Genomic DNA, 20,455 nt, shown 5'->3' on the forward strand with positions numbered 1-20,455 from the left:
GGGAGCGGTTTGGTTACAATTGCTTTTATCATCGCTTTTTTCTTTGCGATGAACATTGGAGGAAGTGGAGCCGCTGCCACAATGGGGGCGGCTTACGGCTCAGGTGCATTATCAAATAAAAAAATTGCTTTACTCATATGCGCCGTCGCCATTTTCCTCGGCAGTTTAAGCGGCGGTGAAGTTGTGAAGACGATCGGTTCTGGCATTGTTCCCCCATCTATTTTACAAACAGAACTTGTTGTCATCGTCTTAGCAGCGGCAACGATTTCGTTGTTTGCTGCCAACGTGCTCGGTATTCCATTATCGACAAGTGAAATTACCGTTGGGGCGGTCGTTGGCGCAGGCATTGCGTATCAAAGCGTATATGTTGGCAAACTTCTATGGATTGTATCGTTTTGGCTCATTACACCGCTTGCTGCGTTTTCTTTCGCTTTTTTCATTAGCAGATGGCTAAAAGGAAAAACAGTAAAACAAAACAAATGGGTCGGCTTTTTGCTTATTATTGCTGGATTTTTCGAGGCGTTTTCAGCCGGAATGAACAATGTCGCCAACGCGGTCGGTCCTCTCGTTGGAGCGGGTTTACTATCCGTCCAACATGGGATCATCTTTGGTGGATTGTTCGTTGCACTTGGGGCGCTTTTACTTGGCAGCCGCGTGTTAGAGACGAACGGGAAAAAAATTACGACGTTCTCTCAACTTGAAGGGTGCATTATTTCAGGAATCGGGGCAACGCTTGTTATCGTTTCATCTCTTTTTGGTCTTCCTGTTCCACTAACACAAATTACGACATCAGCTATTATCGGTATCGGCACAACGAAAAGCGGCTTTTCCATTTGGCAAAAGCAAATTGTTATTCAAGTGCTAAAAGTATGGGTAGTCTCGCCTATTTTTGCATTAGCTGTTTCATATAGCCTAATTACATTATTGCTTCATAGCGATATTTATACAGCGATTGCAATCGTTAGCGTTTGCCTTGCCACACTCGGCACAATTAGCTTAAAAAAGACGATTACAGAGGAACGTCGTTCGTTTCACGAGCATGGCGGCGGCATTTAATCCTAGTTGTTTTATAAGAATAATAAGTTTAGGGGGTATTAAACATGAAACAAATCGTATTAAGTAAAGCGGAGTTAAGTGACCTTGAATTACTTGCCATCGGCGGATATGAACCTCTCACTGGCTTTTTAGGAAAAGATGATTATGAGTCGGTTGTCGAAACGATGCGGCTGACAAATGGGGCTATATGGAGCATTCCGATTACGCTTGCGGTAACCGAACAACAAGCGAAACAACTATCGCTCGGAGACGAAGTCGAACTCGTGTATGACCAAACGGTATACGGCACAATGGAGGTGCAAGATATATATCGACCAGATAAACGAAAAGAAGCGCTTCTTGTGTACCAGACGGAAGATTTGGCACACCCTGGCGTAAAAAAATTGTTTGAAAAACCGGATGTATATATCGCTGGACCAGTCATGCTTGTGCGCCAAACAAGCAAGGGAATCTTTTCGCCGTTCTTTTTCCCCCCTAAAGAAACGAAACAACGATTTGCGGAACTTGGCTGGAAAACAGTCGTCGGGTTTCAAACGCGCAATCCGGTTCACCGTGCCCACGAATACATTCAAAAATGCGCGCTTGAAATCGTCGATGGTCTTTATTTAAATCCGCTCGTTGGCGAAACGAAAGAAGACGACATCCCTGCGGACATTCGTTTAAAAAGCTATCAAGTGTTGCTTGAGCATTATTATCCGAAAGATCGCGTTTTTCTTGGAGTATTTACAGCCGCCATGCGCTATGCTGGGCCACGTGAAGCCATTTTCCACGCGCTTGTCCGCAAAAACTTCGGCTGCACACACTTTATTGTCGGACGTGACCATGCGGGAGTTGGCAACTATTATGGGACATACGATGCCCAAAAAATTTTCTTGCAGTTTACAAACGAAGAACTCGGCATTACTCCTCTCTTTTTCGAGCATAGCTTTTACTGCACAAAATGCGAAGCGATGGCGTCAACAAAAACGTGCCCGCATGATGCGACAGCCCACGTCGTTCTTTCCGGCACAAAAGTACGAGAAATGCTACGCGCCGGTGAAATGCCACCAAGCACATTCAGCCGCCCAGAAGTCGTGCGCGTGCTGATGGATGGATTGCAAACAGTCGGAGGGGGACGGTCATGAATATCGTTTGGCATCAAGAAAGTGTAACAAAAGAAGAGCGACGAAAAAAAAATAAACATCATAGCTTCGTTCTTTGGTTTACAGGATTGTCAGGTTCTGGGAAGTCCACATTAGCAAACGCGGTCGCGAAAACATTATTTGAACAAAACATTCAATGTTACGTGCTTGATGGTGATAACGTGCGTCACGGTTTAAATAGCGATTTGGGCTTTTCAGCCGAAGATCGCACTGAAAACATTCGCCGCATTGGCGAAGTCGCGAAATTGTTTGTAGACAGCGGTCAAATCGTGCTTACGGCTTTTATTTCTCCTTTCCGCCAAGATCGCCAACTCGTTCGTAATAAACTCGAACAAGATGAATTTGTTGAAATTTATGTCCGCTGTCCACTTGAAACGTGCGAACAACGCGACCCAAAAGGATTGTATAAAAAAGCGCGCAATGGCGAAATTCGCGATTTCACCGGCATCGATTCACCATATGAACCACCGCTTTCGCCAGAGCTTGTCGTTGATACGGATCAACATTCAATTGACAAATGCGTTCAACAAATCATTTCTTACTTAAAAAATAAACAATGGATTTAGGTGGAGACAATGGGGAAAGTATATTTAGTCGGTGCTGGTCCTGGAGATCCTGAGCTTATTACGGTAAAAGGATTAAGATGTATTCAACAAGCAGATGTCATTTTATATGACCGCCTGATTAACGAACAGCTTTTATCGTTTGCGAAACGTGATGCCGATTTAATTTATTGCGGAAAGCTACCAAATTACCATACAATGAAACAAGAAACGATTCATCATTTTTTAGTGAAGTATGCAAAAAAAGGTAAAATCGTAACAAGATTAAAAGGCGGCGATCCTTTTCTATTTGGACGTGGTGGTGAAGAAGCACAAGCGCTTATGAAACACGACATCCCTTTTGAAATCGTTCCCGGAGTGACATCTGGGATCGCTGTTTCAGCATATGCGGGAATTCCTGTCACTCATCGCGATTTTAGCGGAAGCGTTGCATTTGTCACAGGTCATCGCCGACTCGATGCAACAGATGCGGTACAATGGGAGCATTTAGCAAAGGGAGTCGATACGCTCGTCATTTATATGGGCGTGAAACATCTCCCATTCATTTGTAAACAATTACAGTTGTACGGCAGACAGCCACAAACCCCTGTTGCCGTCATCCAGTGGGGAACGCTTCCCGAGCAAAAAACGATCGTAGCGACGTTACATACGATTGCGGATGCTGTAAGAAAAAACTGTATCTCGAATCCGAGTATCATCATTGTCGGGGAAGTTGTCCGGCTACATGAACAGCTACAATGGTTCGAAACAATGTTAGAGGAAAAAATGGCACATGGAATGAGGTAACATTATGAAAGCTGTATTATATATTTGTCATGGAAGTCGTTCAGCCGAAGGGCAAAAAGAGGCGATCGCTTTCGTCGAACGCCTCTCTTCTTCCATTTCAATCCCTATTCAACACATATGCTTTTTAGAATTGTGTGAACCGAATATTGTCGCAGGAGTGGAACGTTGTGTTCGCGACGGAGCAACGACCATTTATGCCATTCCGCTCTTACTATTGTCGGCTAACCACGCGAAACGAGACATTCCATATGAGTTAGAAAAAGCAAAAGAGATGTTTCCTTCTGTAACGATTACATATGGAAAACCGTTCGGTGTACAACGTCATATCGTTTCTGCCATATCGAAAACAATCGAACATGCTGATGCGATCGTGCTCGTTGGCCGTGGGAGCAGCGACATAGACGCGCAAGCAGATTTTAAACAAATTGCTCATCTACTGCAACATGAAACAAACATACCCGTCTATCCATGTTATTTAGCAGCTGCTTCTCCTTCCTTTTCTGATGTTGTCACTTCGCTTGCAAAAGCAGCGAAGCACAAACAAGTGGCTGTTGTCCCATACATTTTATTTTTCGGGCAGCTGCTTGACTATATTCATGAAACGCTTCAATCACAACAAACGAGCGACGTATCGTTTACATTATATCCCCCGATTCGGACGTATGACGTATTAGACCGTCTCGTTGAAAAGCAAGTAAAAGAATGGAGGTAGGCGTATGTTCCCCCTTTTCATCCGAATGGAAAGAAAAAAAGTTGTCATTGCCGGTGGCGGACAAATTGCGTATCGCCGTCTCCTCCCTCTTCTTGATGAAGGGGCTTGCATTACCGTCATTAGCCCAAAAGCGATCGATGCCATTGTTCATTTAGCCGAACAAAAACGAATTACATGGCATGCACGTTCGATTGAACCGAGCGACTATGCCGATGCTTTTTTCATTATTGCCGCAACGAACGATCCGAACGTTAATGAACAAATCGCTACCTATGCATCACCGAACCAGCTTGTCAATGTGGCAAGCAATCATCTTATCGGCAACGTTCATGTACCTACTTTTTTTTCAAGAGGGAAATTACAAATTGCCATCACAACAGGAGGAGCAAGCCCTGCATTTGCGAAACAAATCAAAAAACAACTTGAACAACAATTTGATGAATCGATCGCTCAACATGTCGAAGAATTATATAAACAACGCCAAAAGCGAAAAGAGCCTTGACCATTTCGATCAAAGCTCTTTTTGTTTATGACTCTAATACTAGCACCTCTAATGAAGGAGTGCGGGATACGTAACCGACGGCAACGACCGTATAAGACTTATTCGGTTGGAAGCGTACATTGGGAATCGATAAAACGACTTGATTTGTCCCTGCTACCCTCACATCAACATGCAATTTTTCGTTAACTGGCGCTTCAATATAATTCGTCACCTTTCCAAATGAAGCATTTTGGAACAATACATCCCCACCACGTAGCGCAATATCTACTGCTGGCGCATCTGGCGAAAAATGAGCAAAACGCACTTTCGCTTTTCCGTACGGCGCATATGGTTCGTCGAGAATAGAAAGAAGTTGCAAGCGATGTACGTCACCAATTACCGCAAGCGTATACGTCATTTTCGGCAAGACTTGAATTGTTTGACTAAGAACTGGAGACGTCGTATGTCCTGCTGGATACACGTCGATGCGATGCTCTCCTTTTGGCACTTTCATATATTGGCTTAGTTGTTTATATTTCATATTGCGTAATATTTTTTGCCCATTAACATATACATCAACCGCAGGAGCATTTGGCGAGGCATGAAATACGCGAATGCGTCCAGCGTCATCAACCCTCTCTTCCTCGCGTGACTTCACGATTTTTTCCACATACTCCATATGTTTTCGCATATACTTTTCATATTGATCACGATCTTTATATTGATAATAACGCGCTAACAAATCATACATCACAGCTTTTTGAATGTAGCGATCCATTTCATTCACAACAGTTCCTCCTCATAAATCTTTTTTACGTATTCAACGTATGCAATACAAGGTAGGCTGTTGTATGATTTTTATAGAAAATTTTTTTGCGAAGGAGATAAACAAATGATCGTTCGTTATTCCGTTGTTGCGCACGGTCGGGTACAAGGTGTAGGGTTTCGCTACTTTGCCCAATATGAAGCAAGAAGACGAGGTTTGACCGGTTGGGTAAAAAATTGCGAGGCCGATCATATGATCGAAATGGAAGTACAAGGGGAAGTGGAAAAGGTTGAAGCGTTTGTTGATCAAATAAAACAAGGACCTCCGTTTGCGTATGTGGAACGCATAGAACAATACGCCATTCCTACCGTCCCTCATGAAACGACCTTTCGCATTATGTATTGAAAAAAGCTGACTTTGGTCAGCTTTTTTCATGACAACTTGTGCCGCATGCCCCCTTGACTGAGCAAGCAGCGCATGTGCCTCGTTTACTTTTTTGAATAAAGCGGAAAATCGTCCACCCTGCATATCCGAAAATGATTGATCCGATGACAACATTTGCGATCATGTATATCCCTTCCTTTAGAAGCCGAATAAGCTTCCGGCTTGGTAAATGACAAACGAAACGATATATGCTAAAACTAGCGCATAACCAATCGAAAACATCGTCCATTTTCGTGAACGTGTTTCTTTATAAATCGTCGCAACAGTTGCTAAACATGGAACATATAATAAGACAAATGCCATAAAACTAAATGCGGATAGGGCGGTAAAGTGCGACGCCATGAGTCCTTGAAGCGATTCAACATCCGGCACGTGATAAATAATGTTCATCGTTGACACAACGACTTCTTTTGCTAGAAATCCGGTTAATAACGCAGCACCAGCTTGCCACGTACCAAATCCAAGCGGAGCAAGCAACGGTGCAAGCACGCTGCCAATCACCGCTAAAAAACTATCGTCCATGTTTACATTGACGCCATGTGGACCGACATAAGACAATAACCAAATGGCAACAGAACCCCCGAAAATGAACGTCCCTGCTTTTTTCACAAATCCTTTTCCTTTATCCCACGTACTACGCCATAATGCTTGCCATTGTGGCATACGATATGGTGGCAATTCCACGACAAATACCGATGTTTCTTCTTTTAAAATCGTTAACGAAAAAAGTTTTGCAAGTATAAGCGCAAGTAAAATGCCTAGAACATATAAAGAAAGAACGACAATAGCTTGATGTGTCGCGAAAAACGCCCCGACAAATAAAGCATATACCGGCAAACGTGCCGAACAAGACATAAGTGGCGTTAACAACGTCGTCACAAGCCGCTCCCGTGGTTGCTCAATCGTCCGTGCCGCCATGACGCCCGGAACATTACAACCAAATCCGATAATAAGCGGGATAAAAGCTTTTCCGTTCAATCCAACTGCTTCCATTAATCGATCCATGACAAGCGCTACGCGCGCCATATACCCTGAATCTTCTAAGAAAGAAATGAAGAAAAATAAAATGAAAATTTGCGGAACAAATACAAGCACGCCACCTACCCCTGCGATAATGCCATCGACGATAAGGGCGCGAATGAATTCAGAAGCGCCGATCGCTTCTAACATCGCTGTCATCGAATCGGTTAACGGCCCAGCGAAAAAGGCATCAAGCAAGTCAGAAAGCGGCGCTCCAAGCCAGTCGAACGTCAGCTGAAATAAAACATACATCGCCAATAAAAAAATGGGAATGCCGACATATTTATTTGTGACAACAGCATCAATACGTTCCGTCAACGTCACCCGTTCGATTTCTTTGCGCTGTACAGATTGCCCGATGATTTCTTTTACAAACGAACGACGCCGTTCATAAATGAGCTGAGCAAGCGACATTTGTTCTGCTTGTTGCACTTCTTTTTCTGCTTGTTCATATAATGAGCGCCATGTAGCCTCTGGCAACTTTTCTGCTACGTAATCACGAACGTAGCTATTCCCTTCATAAAACTGAATCGCTAACCAACGGACAGGAAATTTCTCCTCCGTTCCCCATGCGGCACGAAAGCGTTCAATTGCTCGTTCCATCGCCCCACCATAAAAAAGAGTAAGAGGCTCCGTTTGCCCTGCCACTTTTTCAAGCAGCGTGCGCTCTACTTCATTACATCCTTTTCCCGTTCGAGCAACGACAGAAACAACAGGTACGCGCAACATTGTAGCTAATTTTGTTTGATCGATGAAGATCCCTCTTCTTTCTGCTACATCAACCATATTTAAAGCAATCGCTAGCGGTTTACCGAATTCTAAAAGCTGAACAGTTAACAATAAATTTCGTTCTAGTTGTGATGCATCGACAATATTTAAAATTTTATCGAATGACTCTGTCAATAAAAATTGCGTCACAACTCTCTCATCACGAGAAAGTGGATGGAGCGAATATACACCAGGCAAATCGATTACTTTGGCTTGCTTGTTGCGCAAAACACCTACTTTTTTTTCAACGGTAACGCCGCTCCAGTTTCCCACATACTCGTACGTCCCGGTTAACTGATTAAACAACGATGTTTTCCCTGTATTTGGGTTGCCCACAAGTGCAATATGCATCATAGCGGCTTCACCTGAATGTTCATCGCCTCATGACGACGAATGCCGACGCATTGTCCGCAATTTTCAATCATAAATGGTCCACCAAGGGGCATCGTACATTTCAAACAAATTTCTGCCCCTTCTGTGACCCCCATATCTAGCAATCTTCTTTTTACTAAATCGCTTACTCGCGATAAATCAACAATTTTTGCGCGTTCCCCAACACGTAATTGTGTCATCGCAACCATACGTAATCCCCCAATTAATAATGATAACCTTTTTCATTAACCATTATAGTACGAGCAAATAAAAACATCTATCTTTTTTTATTGTGTTCACAAAATGTTACGATGCAGATGATATCGGCATATGTTTGAAACATGCACGTATAATCGCTTCGTTTGCTTGTTCATTTTTCACACAAAATGTTCGGTCTTCACCGCATACATCCACACCGAGCACATGCTTGAATCGGAAAAGATAGTCGATGTAAGTCAAAAGCATCTGTAGCGACATCGTCCCTTGATCCCAGTTTGTTTGTGCATCTTGTGGGCGAAGCACATCTTTATCTATGCTAATGTATACATGTTTTGTTGGAATGGCGCGCACAATTGTCATTGGCGCATACATCATATCATTTTTTGGAAAAGTCGTGACATGTGAAGATACGTATGAATTTGTTGAACCGATAATGACAACGTGTTTTAATGTCGGAACGTTTTTTTGAGCATACGATACCCATGAGCCACATGACAGAAGCGGAAACAGCGTTTGTTCATTCATGTCGGTATGATGATCAAACAATACGAGTGTAAACGGCTCATGAAATTGCTTAAGCAATACGTATGAAACATAATGATAGTTGCCACTTCCGATCAACGTCATCCCTCTCGTATGGCGACGTGCAAGTCTTTTTTCAATTTCCTGCATCGCATGGTCATCACAATATAAATTTGTTCCTTCGATGTCATACATATCGATCCATTCATGAGGAAAACGGAGAAGATTTCGTTGCCACGTATACGTGTTATCGAAGTTTAAAAACGTTACACTTGGATGCATGCTTTCCCCACCCTTGTGCAAGTTTTTTCTTCAACAAAATTATACAAGCGTCTTTAGTGAACATACAATCATGCTATAACGTGAAAACTTTCACATATTTTTCATAAACATATACATATACCCCTTTGTCTATAATTTTTATTGTGATACAATTCACATTACAAGGAGGTTGATCAATATGAGCAAAAAAATTGTCATTGTTGGTGGCGTAGCTGGTGGCGCAACGACAGCTGCCCGCTTACGTCGTTTAGATGAACAAGCAGAAATCGTAATGTTTGAACGTGGAGAATATATTTCATTTGCAAACTGTGGTCTTCCATATTATATCGGCGGTGCAATTGTAGAGCGTGATGCTTTGCTTGTACAAACGGTTGAAGGAATGGCAGAAAAATTTAATCTTGACATTCGTATTCAAAGCGAAGTCATTGCCATTAACCGTGAACGTAAAACGGTAACTGTAAAACATTTGCCAACCGAAAAAACGTATGAAGAAAACTATGATTATCTCGTTTTATCGCCAGGGGCAAGCCCAATAAAACCAAACATCCCAGGTATTGAAGAAGCGAACGATTTATTTACATTGCGCAACATTCCAGATACAGATCGGATCAAAGCATATGTAGATGAAAAGAAACCGAAAAAAGCGGTCGTCATCGGTGGTGGGTTTATCGGTGTGGAAATGTCCGAAAACTTATGGGAACGCGGCATAGACGTGACGCTTGTTGAAATGGCGAAACAAATTATGGCGCCTGTCGACTACGAAATGGCGGCAATTCTTCATCAACATATAAGAGATAAAGGCGTACGTCTCATTTTAGAAGATGGTGTCGCGGCATTTCAAAAGCAAGGAAAAATCGTTCGCTTGCAAAGTGGAACAACGATCGAAACGGACATGATCGTCTTAGCGATTGGCGTAAAGTCAGAAAATGAACTAGCTAAACAAGCAGGACTAGCTATTGGGGAACGTGGAGGCATTCAAGTCAATGAATATTTACAAACATCTGATCCATCGATTTATGCCATTGGCGATGCGATCGAAGTGATGGACTATGTTAACGGCAAACCGACTCACATTCCGCTCGCATGGCCAGCAAATCGGCAAGGACGAATTGTTGCGGATCATATTAACGGTCGAAACGTACGCTACAAAGGAACGCTCGGCACAGCGATCGCGAAAGTATTTGACATGACGGTAGCGGCAACAGGAAACAATGAAAAAACGTTACAACGTCTCGGCATACAATATGAAGCGTTGCACATTCATCCAAATTCACATGCAAGCTATTATCCCGGTGCATTTCCGATTGCGCTAAAACTATTATTTGATCGACAAACAGGTCGCATATTCGGAGCACAAGCAGTTGGTTATGACGGTGTCGATAAACGAATTGACGTCATTGCGACAGCAATCAAAGGCGGAATGACTGTATTTGACTTACCAGATTTAGAATTAGCGTACGCACCGCCATATTCATCTGCTAAAGACCCAGTAAATATGGCTGGTTATGTCGCAACAAACATCATTGAAGATATGGTTGAAACGATTCAATGGCATGAAGTCAATGCATTAGTGAAAAGCGGAGCATGTCTCGTTGACGTTCGTGAAGAAATGGAACGCGACATGGGATTTATTTCGGGCTCAATCAACATTCCGCTCGGACAATTACGCAAACGACTTCATGAGTTGCCTAAAGATGAAACGGTCTACGTTTATTGCCAAGTGGGATTACGCGGTTATTTAGCAGCACGCATATTAACTCAACATGGCTTCCGCGTGAAAAACTTAGATGGCGGATATAAAACATACGCTGCTGTTTACAACGAATATGAACAACATCAAACAGAGAAAGAAGAAAAACAAGTGGAGCGTGTCGATACGATGAATGTTCGAGCAACAACAACATTAGATGCATGCGGACTCCAATGCCCTGGACCAATTATGAAAGTATATCAAACGATGGAACAGCTAAAAGACGGAGATGTACTAGAAGTGAAAGCGACGGATCCAGGCTTTGCGCGCGATATTCAATCATGGTGCAAAAAAACAGGTAATACGCTGTTAAAAACGACTTTTGAAAATAAAATGTTTATTGCCTACATTCAAAAAGGAACACAAACACCGACTGTAAAAGAACCGAAAAAAGACGGTGCAACGCTCGTTGTGTTTAGCGGGGATTTAGATAAAGCGATCGCATCATTTATTATCGCATCAGGGGCTGCTGCAATGGGTAAAAAAGTAACGATGTTCTTTACATTCTGGGGGCTCAATATTTTACGAAAAAAAGATGCACCTCCTGTACAAAAAGATATGCTTGAGAAAATGTTCGGCATGATGATGCCAAAAGGTGTCCATGACCTCCCGTTATCAAAAATGAACATGGCAGGCATGGGATCAAAAATGATTCAATACGTCATGGAAAAGAAACATGTAGATGACATTGAAACATTAATGAAAAATGCCATGGCTGCAGGAGTTAAACTTGTCGCCTGCTCGATGTCAATGGACATTATGGGCATTAAAAAAGAGGAATTAATCGATGGAATCGAAGTGGGCGGTGTCGCCACATATTTAGGTGATGCAGAAGAAGCAGGATTAAACTTGTTTATTTAAAAAAATCGGGCTATCTCGCTACGGAGATAGCCCTTTCAAGTATATTCACAGGGGGATCGGGGGAATACACTTAGCATTATTCATTATGACCGTTCTTTTTTGTTTTATACATATGTTCATAAAATTTTTATGCAATTTTTTGTTTATCTATTTTTTTATTTTTTACATATCCCGCTAGTAAAATAGAAGCTGTCACAACAATAAGGAATACGAGTGATTGTGAATCTTTGGAAAAAGTCATCCATTTTTTTATTTGTTCATCCTTTAATAACATCTCCCCCGCTGTCCACGCTAAAATACCTGATCCAACATAAGGAATCCATTTATACTTCTCCATCGCCAACACAATCGCCTTCGACCCAAAAATCATAATCGGAATACTGATTGCAACGCCGAAAGCGATCATGCCGATATGCCCCCCTGATGCTCCGGCAATTGCCACGACGTTATCTAAACTCATGACAGCATCGGCTATGATAATTGTCCAGATTGCCTTCCATAAACGATCGGCAGCTTGTATGTTCGCTTCTTCCTCCTCATTGACCAACACTTTATAGGCGATCCAAAGGAGCAATAACCCCCCAAAAAAATGAACAAATGGGATTTGCAATAAAAAGACAACCACCGCAGCAAACAAAACACGCAAAATGACCGCCCCAGCCGTACCGAATATAATAGCGCGATTGCGTTGTTTTTCCGGTAATCGACGTGTAGCCATCGCAATCACAATCGCGTTATCTCCAGAAAGAATAATGTCAATAGCAATAATTTTTAACAAAGCAAGTAGCGCTTCTGATGAAATGATCCAATCACCCATTTGAGTTCTCCCTTTTCAACGTACTTCTCCCTTATCTTATCGTGAAGCTCGTCTACATTCAACTTTTCTGTTCCGACATATATGTTAAATTCTCTCTTTATTTTTACAAAAACCGACCGTTGTAATGTATTTGTAACATAATTTAATGGCTATGTAACAATTTTTCGACATCTTTTTTGCTATAATGTTTTCGTCAACGGTACAAGTCTTTTGGAGGTTCAAAAAATGAAAAAAGCTCTAGCCACTACCGCTCTCTTTATGTTGCTATGTTTCACCTTTTTTGCAACCCCTTTCAAAACAGAAGCTGCGTTCTCAGCCAATACGCTCATCGCTGAAGCGCATAAAGTGATTGGTACACCGTACCGTGCAGGAGGAACAACACCAAAAGGATTCGATTGCTCTGGTTTTGTTAGCTATACATATAAAAAAGTAGGTGTTTCACTCCCGCACTCTTCTAGTGCGATGTATGGATTCGGAAAGTCTATCTCTCTCAACCAACTAGCACCGGGAGATTTACTATTCTTCAAAACATCGAAACATAAAGGGATCTCCCATGTTGCCATTTATATTGGCAATGGTCGTATGATTCATGCGACATCATCAAAAGGAGTCAAAATAGACTCTATTCATCAAACTTATTGGAAACAACGTTTTGTTGGAGCGAAACGTTTATAAAGCGAAGGCAAGCACTTCATGCCGAACGTCTTTTTCGACGCGAAGTGCTTGCTCTCGACAAAAAGCAGGGGACATCCCCTGCTTTTTTTTTCATTATTTTTTCATTTCCTCTTCCATTTTTCCGATATATAATGTATGTAACATGGGGATGATGGAGGGACATAACATCGATGACAAAAAAAGAAAAGCGAACGATGACGATCAGTATTCTTGCCGTTATATGTTTTTTAACCATCTTACTGTTTCGCTCGTCGCTATTACTAACATTTGAACGAAACCACTTTTTATCACTTCATACATTACTTGAGTTTTTTAGCATTACAGTCGCCATGGCCATCGCGTTTCAAGGATGGATTTCATTTCCACAAGCATTGTCACGCCGTCGTTTACGTATTGCGACAACATTTTTAGCCGTTGCTTTTCTCGACTTATTGCATACGCTTACATATAAACAAATGCCGGGCATTATCATTGCTGACAGTTCCGTTCAACTAGCAACTTCTTTTTGGCTAGCTGCCCGCATGACGCAAGCAGTATTTTTATTGCTCGCTTTTTTGCTTCCTGACGGACCGATTCAAGAAAAAGAGAAGCTGCTCGGTTTCATCGCTCCTTTGTTATATGTTGGACTTGTATCGGTAAGTATCGTGCATATTGCCGACACTCTTCCTCCACTTGTAATTGAAGGAGTAGGGACAACTTCCTTTAAAAATGGAGTCGAGTATATCATCACAATATTAAACATGATAACAATCGTTTTACTCATCCGCCACTATAAAGAAAAACGATTAGCACCAACGCTTGATGTCATTGCTGGTTTCATCTTTTTATTTTTAAGCGAGCTTATTTTTACGTTATACCGTAACGTTTATGATGTGTTAAACATATTCGGACACGTATATAAAGTAATCGGCTTTTCTTACTTTTTACACGGTTTATACTTAGCATCATTTAAAGAACCGTTCTTGGCAAGAGAGCGCGCTGAACAAGCGCTCGCTAAAAGTCAAGAACGGCTGAGAAAACAAGCGTTATTCGATGAACTAACAAATTTACCAAACCGACGCTATTTTATTGATACGCTTCGTGAGCGACTCGAAATAGCGAAACAAAAAAACGAAACGGTGGCGCTTTTTTTTCTTGACTTAGATAACTTTAAAAACATTAATGATTCACTCGGACATGCGGCCGGTGATCTTTTATTACAATCTGTCGCTAAACGTTTAACTCATTTACACGACCATTTTGTCGCCCGGCTTGGAGGCGATGAATTTGCAGTTATTGTTGCTGATGTTCCTTCGTTTGAGCAAGTGGCACAACAAATGATCCATATACTAGGTGAACCTTTTTTTATTCGTCAAAAAGAGTTGTTTATTACAACAAGTCTCGGCATAAGCATATATCCAACAGATGGGGAAGATGAAATGACATTGATTCAACATGCGGATATGGCGATGTATGAAGCAAAGAAAAAAGGGAAAAATCAATGGGCGATGTACGATCCAACGTTTGAAAAAGAACGGATGCGAAAATCGCTCATTCGTCAACGACTACACGCTGCGTTAGGGCAACGTGCTATTTCTGTATATTACCAACCAATTATCGATATGAAACAAAATCGGCTCGTTGGCATAGAAGCGCTCGCCCGCTGGAAAGATGAGGAGCTCGGGTTTATTCCACCACATGAATTTATTAGCATTGCTGAGGAAGACGGTTTTATTATTCCGCTTGGAGAATATATTTTCCGAACCGCTGTATTAGATTTAAAACGGCTGCATGAACAAGGCACGTCCCACATATATGTGAGCATTAACTTATCGCTTCGTCAGTTAAAAAACGAGCAGTTTCTTTCTTTTGTACAACAATTATTAGAACAAACATGTTTACAGCCGCACTATATTGAACTAGAAATTACAGAAAATATCGCTTTAAGCGATGAAAAACAGGTCATTGAAACAATTCGTGCATTAAAACAAATGGGCATTCGCATCGCAATTGACGATTTCGGAAGCGGCTATTCATCAATCGGTTATTTGCGCCATATTTCTGTCGATACGCTCAAAATTGACAAGTCGTTTATTTTCGAAGTCACCACAAACGAATATACCGCAAAATTAACAGAAGCGATTATCGCACTTGCCCATCGTTTGCATTTGCATATCGTCGCTGAAGGAGTAGAAACAGATCGACACGTGTCGTTTTTACAATCGACTCATTGCGACAAAATGCAAGGCTATTTCTTTAGCCCACCTGTTCCGTTTGAACAAGTGGTAAAACAGTTACAAACAGCTCATATACGATAAGGGGAGTACTTGGGGGATGAAACATATACGCGTAACAGACCAAAAGCGACTACAACAGCTAAGTTACACGGGGGTAACAGAAGAAAAGCTACAATCTATTTATAATCATCGCGATGTATTACAACCGTTAGTCAAAGGAATTGTAGAAGATTTATATAAAGAGATATTATCTATCCCTTCTTTACGCAAATTAATTGAAGAACATTCGACATTAAGACGGTTGAAAAAAACACAAATCACATATTTGAATGAATGTTTTGCCGGGGTCATTGATGACGAGTATATTCAAAAGCGGTACAATATCGGCAAAGTACATTCTAAAATTGGACTTGATTTGAAATGGTATTTGGCTACGTATACGAAATACGTCGACATTATTTATAAACATGTGTCCCCTGTTTTACCGAATGAGGCGATCAACATTTTATTAGCTATTCATGCGTTGTTTTCATTTGATATGCAGCTTACTCTTGAAGCATATGAAATGGCTGAAATTGAAAAAGCAGCACATCCGCTTCGTTACGAGTTGTATAAACTACAACAAGTAAACGGATTTACAGAACAAGATTTGCAACATCTTGATCAATTTAGCGGCTATATTTCGTTTCGTGTAGATGCAATTATGGATGCGTTTCGCCAATCGTTTTCCCAACGGTTTCGGGAAGATTACTCGTACAGCTCTTTTGAAAGCGAAAAGTTTTTCAATTACGTCAAAAACTTTTTACTACAATTTTTTCAAGAAAAAATTTATTATGAGATGGAGGCGTACTTTCGCATTATTCGCGACTGGAGTCGACTAATTATTGATCAAAAATATCACGAAAGTTTTTTTCATATTACGACAGAATCTATTTACGAAGCGGTAAAACAAGTGTTTTTAACAAAAGAATATTTGCATGATCCGTATGTTGTGCAATATATTCACTCGTTCGAACGGTTTTCTAAATTTACGCTTGCGATTATGCAAGAAATTACTCGACCATACTTATTTTTGCGTGATTTCGACTTTCTTGATATTTATGCTTATGAAATTAGTACGATTGACTTTGGTCGTATTACATGGATCGATGAAAAAACAAAACGATTATTGCACACAATGGGCATAAAGGAAGAACATCCAATCGGTCGACGATGTTATGAGCTTTTTCACCAACGTACCGTACCTTGCTCAAGCTGTCCAGCATTAGAAGAAAAAACGGAGCCAGTACTTGTGACATTTGAAAATGAAAACAGACCACACTATTATAAAGTTCGGCTTTTGCCACAAAACAAAATTTTTGAGCTGTCGCGTGCCCTTCTCATCATTCAAGACGTTACGAAAGAAGCAAAAGTCATGTTTGATACGCTAGAACGATTGCTTCAGCTTGCTGAATATCGCGATGACGATACGAAAAATCACGTGCATCGTATTGGCATTCTTTCAAGCATGCTTGCTCGGTTGGCTGGATGTGATGAACAATTTGTTACGAACATTCAAGTTGCCGCTAAGTTTCATGACATTGGAAAAGTAGGTATTCCTGATTACATCTTAAACAAACCAGGGAAACTAACGAAAGAAGAATGGGAATCGATGAAGACGCACGTGCTCATCGGTCATCAAATTTTAGCCAACCTCGATTTACCAGTCATTCAAATGGCAGCGAACATCGCTCAAACCCATCATGAATGGTGGAATGGACAAGGATATCCAAACGGATTAAAAGGAGAGGAAATTCCGCTAGAAGGACGAATTGTCGCCATTGTTGATGTGTTCGATGCGTTGTTGTCCAAACGCATTTACAAGGACGCGTTCCCACCAGAGAAAGTAAAAGAAATTTTACTTGATGGTCGCGGAAAACAATTCGATCCGAAATTGATCGACTTGTTCCTTACAATGTGGGACGATTTTCTCGAAACGAGAGAACGATTAGCATAAACATAAATATTATAATAAAAAAGGAAAAGCACCCCCAATTTTTTACCTCTAAACATTGGGTGCTTTTCCTTTCATATCATATCATTTGTTGTTGAATCATTGCGGCACGGTGGGCAGTTTCTGTTACATATGCCGCCATTTTTTCATTTGCATCTTTTAAATGTTCAACCGTCGCACTTACTTCTTCAAGCGATGCGCTCGACTGCTGAATAAAGACAGAAAAATCACTGATGGAACGATTCATTTTTTCTCCTTGTTTCTCTAGCTTTTCGCTAATAATAAAAAAGTAAGATAATTGTTCTTGCAAATGGTTTAACGACTGATACAATTTTTCAAAATACACATTCACTTCATCTGTCAACGTTTCATTTTTCGTCAATTGTTCACTCGTTTCATTCATTCTCTCTAACAATTCATTGTTGCTTTCATTGACTTCCGCTAAATTACGAACGATGTGTTGCGTCGTTTCTTCCGTTAACACAGCGAGCTTTCGAATTTCTTCAGCAACAACCGCAAATCCTTTTCCATACTCCCCTGCTCTCGCTGCCTCAATCGTCGCATTTAAAGCCAATAAATTCGTCTGGTTTGTAATTTGGTTAATTTGTTTCGTTAACTCATTTGTATTGGCAATTTTACTTGTTAACGCATGTAATGTCGTTCTCGTCGCATGAATCGCCTCGTGAAATTTTTCTGTATGTGTTAATAAAAGATGCATTTTCTGTATACCCGCCTGTGCCATTTCGCTTGATTGCGATGAGTGCTCTTTTAATTGTTTAGAAGTCTCGTAAATCTGCTCACTCATCGCTTTCGCTTCCGCTACCTCATCATGAATATCAATAACTTGTTCGCTTTGTGCTTGACCTGCCACCGCAGCTTGGCGAATCGCTTCTTTCATTTCTTCTTGTGCTTGCACATTTTGAAGCACCTTTTGATGAATATGTTCCACATTTTCAATAATGTGTCTTAATTGTTGTTCAAGCTCATACCTTCTTGCACTTTGCTTTTCTTTTTCTTCATGTGTCTGTCCAACATGCTCAACAAGCTGATGAAACTGCTTACGACTTAAATGCAACAAAACAGAAAGCGCGATACCTATCATCACATAAACAATAAAAACGGTATGTCCTGTTTTTTGAAACACTTGCTGAAAAGAAGAAGGAACAAGCGCACCGACAACTAAAATGATAATTCCAAGCAAAAGTCCTGTTATAAACAACGTACGATTTAAATGCAATACGGATAATACAACTAAACAAAAAGCGAGCGCAATCGTTCCTAAACTTCCCCCTGTCGTAAATAAACTGGCTAATGTCGCAGAAAATAATATAAAAATAATAAAATATGGGTAGATATGCTCGTACTTTTTCATCTTTCTTAACACGGTATAAACAAGCACATTTAGCGCAAGACTTCCACCATAAATAAAAATTTTCTCCATTTTCTCCCCGATGAAAATGAGACCGATCACACCTGTTACTGCACTAAATGTGTAAATCAGAAACAAGAAAAAATTTTTCTTTCTCATTTCTTCGATTTTAAGCTGCTCAATAAAATCCACTCGAGCCTCCTCCTTCTCCTTTTTTCTATAACTATATCAAAAAAATAAGGAAGTAGTAAATATTATTCTGAAAATTAGGAATATATTCATATAAAAACACCGCGTTAATAGCGGTGTCATTCATACAGACGTTGTTGGTAAAAATAATTTGGTTTAACTATTGTATTATCATAATATTGGTGAAAAACGTGCGTCGTTGCAGGAGAAAGTGGAGGAATGAGCCACGTCCAACTGCCTGTTACTTTCCTTCCCGCTTCTTGTTCTTGCTGTTCGAACCGATTAAACTGTTGAGCTGCCGTATGGTGATCAACGATGCTAACCCCTGCTTTTTTATACGAATGTAAAACAGCTACATTTAATTCAACAAGCGCTTGATCTTTCCATAGCGTGCTATTTCTCGATGTATCAAGACCCATGCATGACGCAATTTTCGGAAGCATGTTATAACGGTAATCATCGGCAAAATTGCGCGCACCAATTTCTGTTCCCATGTACCAGCCGTTAAACGGAGCTGCTGTATAACGTATGCCTCCGATTTCTAAGTACATATCTGAAATAATCGGCACCGCATACCATTTTAACTGTAAATCACGAAACCATGAAAACGTTGGATGTTCAATCGGCACTTCTAATACAATATGTTTCGGAATTGGAAACAACTTCGGCTCGCGACCATCTACTTGGATGACGAGAGGTAAAATGTCAAAATGCGTCCGTTCCCCTCTCCACCCTAACTGTTCACACGCTTTCGTAAACGAGATGGATGATGAGTCTCCAATGACTCCATGCTCTGTTTCATAACCGGCATAACGAATTAACTGATGATTCCAAATGCGAACACATTTAGGACGAAAAATAGTAATAGTCGGACGAATTTTCCCACCGTTTGTCGCAAATTCAATGTGATCAAACAGTCGCTCAGCAATATCTTCTTCCCGCTCCATCTTACGGGCATCGAACACATGAAGCGTTTGCCAAAATAAACGTCCGATGCAACGATTGCTGTTGCGCCATGCCATGCGCGCTCCATGTTCAAGCTCTTCATACGTATGTTCATACGTTCCCGTTTGTTCAATCTCTCGCTTGATTTGTTGTAAACGTTCATGTATGTCATTATTGCTTTTTCCTAGTTCTTGATAGCATAACGTAATAAATTGTTTCGCCTCTTTCCACAACATATGTCCATCACTCCATGTTCGTATCTTCTTATACAATACATCATCCATCGAGGAAATGAAAAGAAAGAGCATACGTTTTCGTGTTCCTCTCTTCATTCTCATCATGTATAATAGATGTCGGGGAACGCTCTTCATCTTTACCACTAAACGAAACAAAGCCTCTCCTAAACACTCGACATGCCCACACAGCTGTTTCCCTTTCTAATTTCTCACAAAAAAGGAGGTTAGTAACTGTTAAAATATTTTTGTGAAAATCCATAAAACTCTATAT

19 protein-coding genes are annotated in these 20,455 nt (G+C 40.9%); 11 read left to right on the top strand and 8 right to left on the bottom strand.

All coding sequences use genetic code 11. From position 1 onward, the window contains the following. Positions 1 to 9: 9 nt before the first annotated feature. Genes ACYQY7_RS07745 through ACYQY7_RS07770 form a run of 6 tightly spaced genes read left to right on the top strand, consistent with a single transcriptional unit; the run spans position 10 to position 4,761 of the window. Complete coding sequence (locus ACYQY7_RS07745; RefSeq protein ID WP_461201490.1) at positions 10 to 1,056, top strand: inorganic phosphate transporter; 1,047 nt, start codon at positions 10 to 12, stop codon at positions 1,054 to 1,056. Between the two features lie 44 nt (positions 1,057 to 1,100). After that, positions 1,101 to 2,180, top strand: a complete 1,080-nt coding sequence (sat, locus tag ACYQY7_RS07750; RefSeq protein ID WP_461201491.1) for a sulfate adenylyltransferase — start codon at positions 1,101 to 1,103, stop codon at positions 2,178 to 2,180. After that, the gene (cysC, locus tag ACYQY7_RS07755; protein WP_461201492.1) at positions 2,177 to 2,764 is read left to right on the top strand and encodes an adenylyl-sulfate kinase; all 588 of its coding nucleotides are present in this window, start codon (positions 2,177 to 2,179) and stop codon (positions 2,762 to 2,764) included. Before sat ends, cysC begins: the two co-directional genes overlap by 4 nt. A 9-nt stretch (positions 2,765 to 2,773) precedes the next feature. Continuing rightward, complete coding sequence (gene cobA / locus ACYQY7_RS07760) at positions 2,774 to 3,547, top strand: uroporphyrinogen-III C-methyltransferase (protein WP_461201493.1); 774 nt, start codon at positions 2,774 to 2,776, stop codon at positions 3,545 to 3,547. Between the two features lie 4 nt (positions 3,548 to 3,551). After that, positions 3,552 to 4,259, top strand: a complete 708-nt coding sequence (locus ACYQY7_RS07765) for a sirohydrochlorin chelatase (protein WP_461201494.1) — start codon at positions 3,552 to 3,554, stop codon at positions 4,257 to 4,259. A gap of 4 nt (positions 4,260 to 4,263) precedes the next feature. After that, positions 4,264 to 4,761 (top strand): NAD(P)-dependent oxidoreductase, encoded by a 498-nt coding sequence (locus ACYQY7_RS07770; protein WP_461201495.1) that lies wholly within the window; start codon positions 4,264 to 4,266, stop codon positions 4,759 to 4,761. 25 nt (positions 4,762 to 4,786) lie between these two features. Here ACYQY7_RS07770 and ACYQY7_RS07775 read toward each other — a convergent pair whose 3' ends face one another. After that, positions 4,787 to 5,518 carry a DUF4397 domain-containing protein gene (locus ACYQY7_RS07775; protein ID WP_216367535.1) on the bottom strand — a complete coding sequence of 244 codons (732 nt, stop codon included), beginning with the start codon at positions 5,516 to 5,518 and terminating at the stop codon, positions 4,787 to 4,789. Positions 5,519 to 5,632: 114 nt separating this feature from the next. Between ACYQY7_RS07775 and ACYQY7_RS07780 the strand changes: the two genes are divergently transcribed. Then, positions 5,633 to 5,911 (top strand): acylphosphatase, encoded by a 279-nt coding sequence (locus ACYQY7_RS07780; RefSeq protein WP_461201496.1) that lies wholly within the window; start codon positions 5,633 to 5,635, stop codon positions 5,909 to 5,911. A 16-nt stretch (positions 5,912 to 5,927) separates the two neighbouring features. On the opposite strand, the gene ACYQY7_RS07785 is transcribed toward ACYQY7_RS07780, so the two are convergent. The 4 genes from ACYQY7_RS07785 to ACYQY7_RS07800 all read right to left on the bottom strand — a co-directional run bounded on the left by ACYQY7_RS07785 (position 5,928) and on the right by ACYQY7_RS07800 (position 9,133). Then, positions 5,928 to 6,074, bottom strand: coding sequence for a FeoB-associated Cys-rich membrane protein (locus ACYQY7_RS07785; RefSeq protein WP_461201497.1), 147 nt, complete (start codon positions 6,072 to 6,074; stop codon positions 5,928 to 5,930). Between the two features lie 14 nt (positions 6,075 to 6,088). Continuing rightward, positions 6,089 to 8,092, bottom strand: coding sequence for a ferrous iron transport protein B (feoB, locus tag ACYQY7_RS07790; protein ID WP_461201498.1), 2,004 nt, complete (start codon positions 8,090 to 8,092; stop codon positions 6,089 to 6,091). Then, positions 8,089 to 8,319: a FeoA family protein gene (locus ACYQY7_RS07795; RefSeq protein ID WP_006321986.1), complete on the bottom strand. Its 231-nt coding sequence runs from the start codon at positions 8,317 to 8,319 to the stop codon at positions 8,089 to 8,091. Before ACYQY7_RS07795 ends, feoB begins: the two co-directional genes overlap by 4 nt. A 97-nt stretch (positions 8,320 to 8,416) precedes the next feature. After that, a complete protein-coding gene (locus ACYQY7_RS07800) occupies positions 8,417 to 9,133 on the bottom strand; it encodes an arginase family protein (protein ID WP_461201499.1) in 717 nt (238 codons plus the stop codon). 178 nt (positions 9,134 to 9,311) lie between these two features. Here ACYQY7_RS07800 and cdr point away from each other — a divergent pair, with 178 nt between their 5' ends. Further along, complete coding sequence (gene cdr / locus ACYQY7_RS07805; RefSeq protein WP_461201500.1) at positions 9,312 to 11,744, top strand: CoA-disulfide reductase; 2,433 nt, start codon at positions 9,312 to 9,314, stop codon at positions 11,742 to 11,744. 127 nt (positions 11,745 to 11,871) lie between these two features. Here cdr and ACYQY7_RS07810 read toward each other — a convergent pair whose 3' ends face one another. Then, the gene (locus ACYQY7_RS07810; protein ID WP_461201501.1) at positions 11,872 to 12,561 is read right to left on the bottom strand and encodes a TerC family protein; all 690 of its coding nucleotides are present in this window, start codon (positions 12,559 to 12,561) and stop codon (positions 11,872 to 11,874) included. 225 nt (positions 12,562 to 12,786) lie between these two features. Between ACYQY7_RS07810 and ACYQY7_RS07815 the strand changes: the two genes are divergently transcribed. The 3 genes from ACYQY7_RS07815 to ACYQY7_RS07825 all read left to right on the top strand — a co-directional run bounded on the left by ACYQY7_RS07815 (position 12,787) and on the right by ACYQY7_RS07825 (position 17,448). Continuing rightward, positions 12,787 to 13,236 (top strand): C40 family peptidase, encoded by a 450-nt coding sequence (locus tag ACYQY7_RS07815; RefSeq protein WP_461201502.1) that lies wholly within the window; start codon positions 12,787 to 12,789, stop codon positions 13,234 to 13,236. A 170-nt stretch (positions 13,237 to 13,406) separates the two neighbouring features. Next, complete coding sequence (locus tag ACYQY7_RS07820; protein WP_461201503.1) at positions 13,407 to 15,533, top strand: putative bifunctional diguanylate cyclase/phosphodiesterase; 2,127 nt, start codon at positions 13,407 to 13,409, stop codon at positions 15,531 to 15,533. A 16-nt stretch (positions 15,534 to 15,549) separates the two neighbouring features. Continuing rightward, positions 15,550 to 17,448 (top strand): protoglobin domain-containing protein, encoded by a 1,899-nt coding sequence (locus ACYQY7_RS07825; RefSeq protein WP_461201504.1) that lies wholly within the window; start codon positions 15,550 to 15,552, stop codon positions 17,446 to 17,448. Between the two features lie 76 nt (positions 17,449 to 17,524). Here ACYQY7_RS07825 and ACYQY7_RS07830 read toward each other — a convergent pair whose 3' ends face one another. Both ACYQY7_RS07830 and ACYQY7_RS07835 read right to left on the bottom strand, forming a co-directional pair. After that, positions 17,525 to 19,006 carry a methyl-accepting chemotaxis protein gene (locus tag ACYQY7_RS07830; RefSeq protein ID WP_461201505.1) on the bottom strand — a complete coding sequence of 494 codons (1,482 nt, stop codon included), beginning with the start codon at positions 19,004 to 19,006 and terminating at the stop codon, positions 17,525 to 17,527. Between the two features lie 116 nt (positions 19,007 to 19,122). After that, complete coding sequence (locus ACYQY7_RS07835; protein WP_461201506.1) at positions 19,123 to 20,184, bottom strand: nitric oxide synthase oxygenase; 1,062 nt, start codon at positions 20,182 to 20,184, stop codon at positions 19,123 to 19,125. Positions 20,185 to 20,455 lie beyond the last annotated feature (271 nt).

The organism is Anoxybacillus sp. TBDG-1 (assembly GCF_054815885.1).

Coding starts and splice junctions, on each gene's coding strand:
- ACYQY7_RS07835 (WP_461201506.1), bottom strand. CDS start 20,184: ATGTTGTGGAAAGAGGCGAAACAATTTATTACGTTATGCTATCAAGAA.
- ACYQY7_RS07775 (WP_216367535.1), bottom strand. CDS start 5,518: ATGGATCGCTACATTCAAAAAGCTGTGATGTATGATTTGTTAGCGCGT.
- feoB (WP_461201498.1), bottom strand. CDS start 8,092: ATGATGCATATTGCACTTGTGGGCAACCCAAATACAGGGAAAACATCG.
- ACYQY7_RS07770 (WP_461201495.1), top strand. CDS start 4,264: ATGTTCCCCCTTTTCATCCGAATGGAAAGAAAAAAAGTTGTCATTGCC.
- cobA (WP_461201493.1), top strand. CDS start 2,774: ATGGGGAAAGTATATTTAGTCGGTGCTGGTCCTGGAGATCCTGAGCTT.
- ACYQY7_RS07820 (WP_461201503.1), top strand. CDS start 13,407: ATGACAAAAAAAGAAAAGCGAACGATGACGATCAGTATTCTTGCCGTT.
- sat (WP_461201491.1), top strand. CDS start 1,101: ATGAAACAAATCGTATTAAGTAAAGCGGAGTTAAGTGACCTTGAATTA.
- ACYQY7_RS07765 (WP_461201494.1), top strand. CDS start 3,552: ATGAAAGCTGTATTATATATTTGTCATGGAAGTCGTTCAGCCGAAGGG.
- ACYQY7_RS07810 (WP_461201501.1), bottom strand. CDS start 12,561: ATGGGTGATTGGATCATTTCATCAGAAGCGCTACTTGCTTTGTTAAAA.
- ACYQY7_RS07780 (WP_461201496.1), top strand. CDS start 5,633: ATGATCGTTCGTTATTCCGTTGTTGCGCACGGTCGGGTACAAGGTGTA.
- ACYQY7_RS07825 (WP_461201504.1), top strand. CDS start 15,550: ATGAAACATATACGCGTAACAGACCAAAAGCGACTACAACAGCTAAGT.
- ACYQY7_RS07815 (WP_461201502.1), top strand. CDS start 12,787: ATGAAAAAAGCTCTAGCCACTACCGCTCTCTTTATGTTGCTATGTTTC.
- ACYQY7_RS07785 (WP_461201497.1), bottom strand. CDS start 6,074: ATGATCGCAAATGTTGTCATCGGATCAATCATTTTCGGATATGCAGGG.
- cdr (WP_461201500.1), top strand. CDS start 9,312: ATGAGCAAAAAAATTGTCATTGTTGGTGGCGTAGCTGGTGGCGCAACG.
- ACYQY7_RS07800 (WP_461201499.1), bottom strand. CDS start 9,133: ATGCATCCAAGTGTAACGTTTTTAAACTTCGATAACACGTATACGTGG.
- ACYQY7_RS07795 (WP_006321986.1), bottom strand. CDS start 8,319: ATGGTTGCGATGACACAATTACGTGTTGGGGAACGCGCAAAAATTGTT.
- cysC (WP_461201492.1), top strand. CDS start 2,177: ATGAATATCGTTTGGCATCAAGAAAGTGTAACAAAAGAAGAGCGACGA.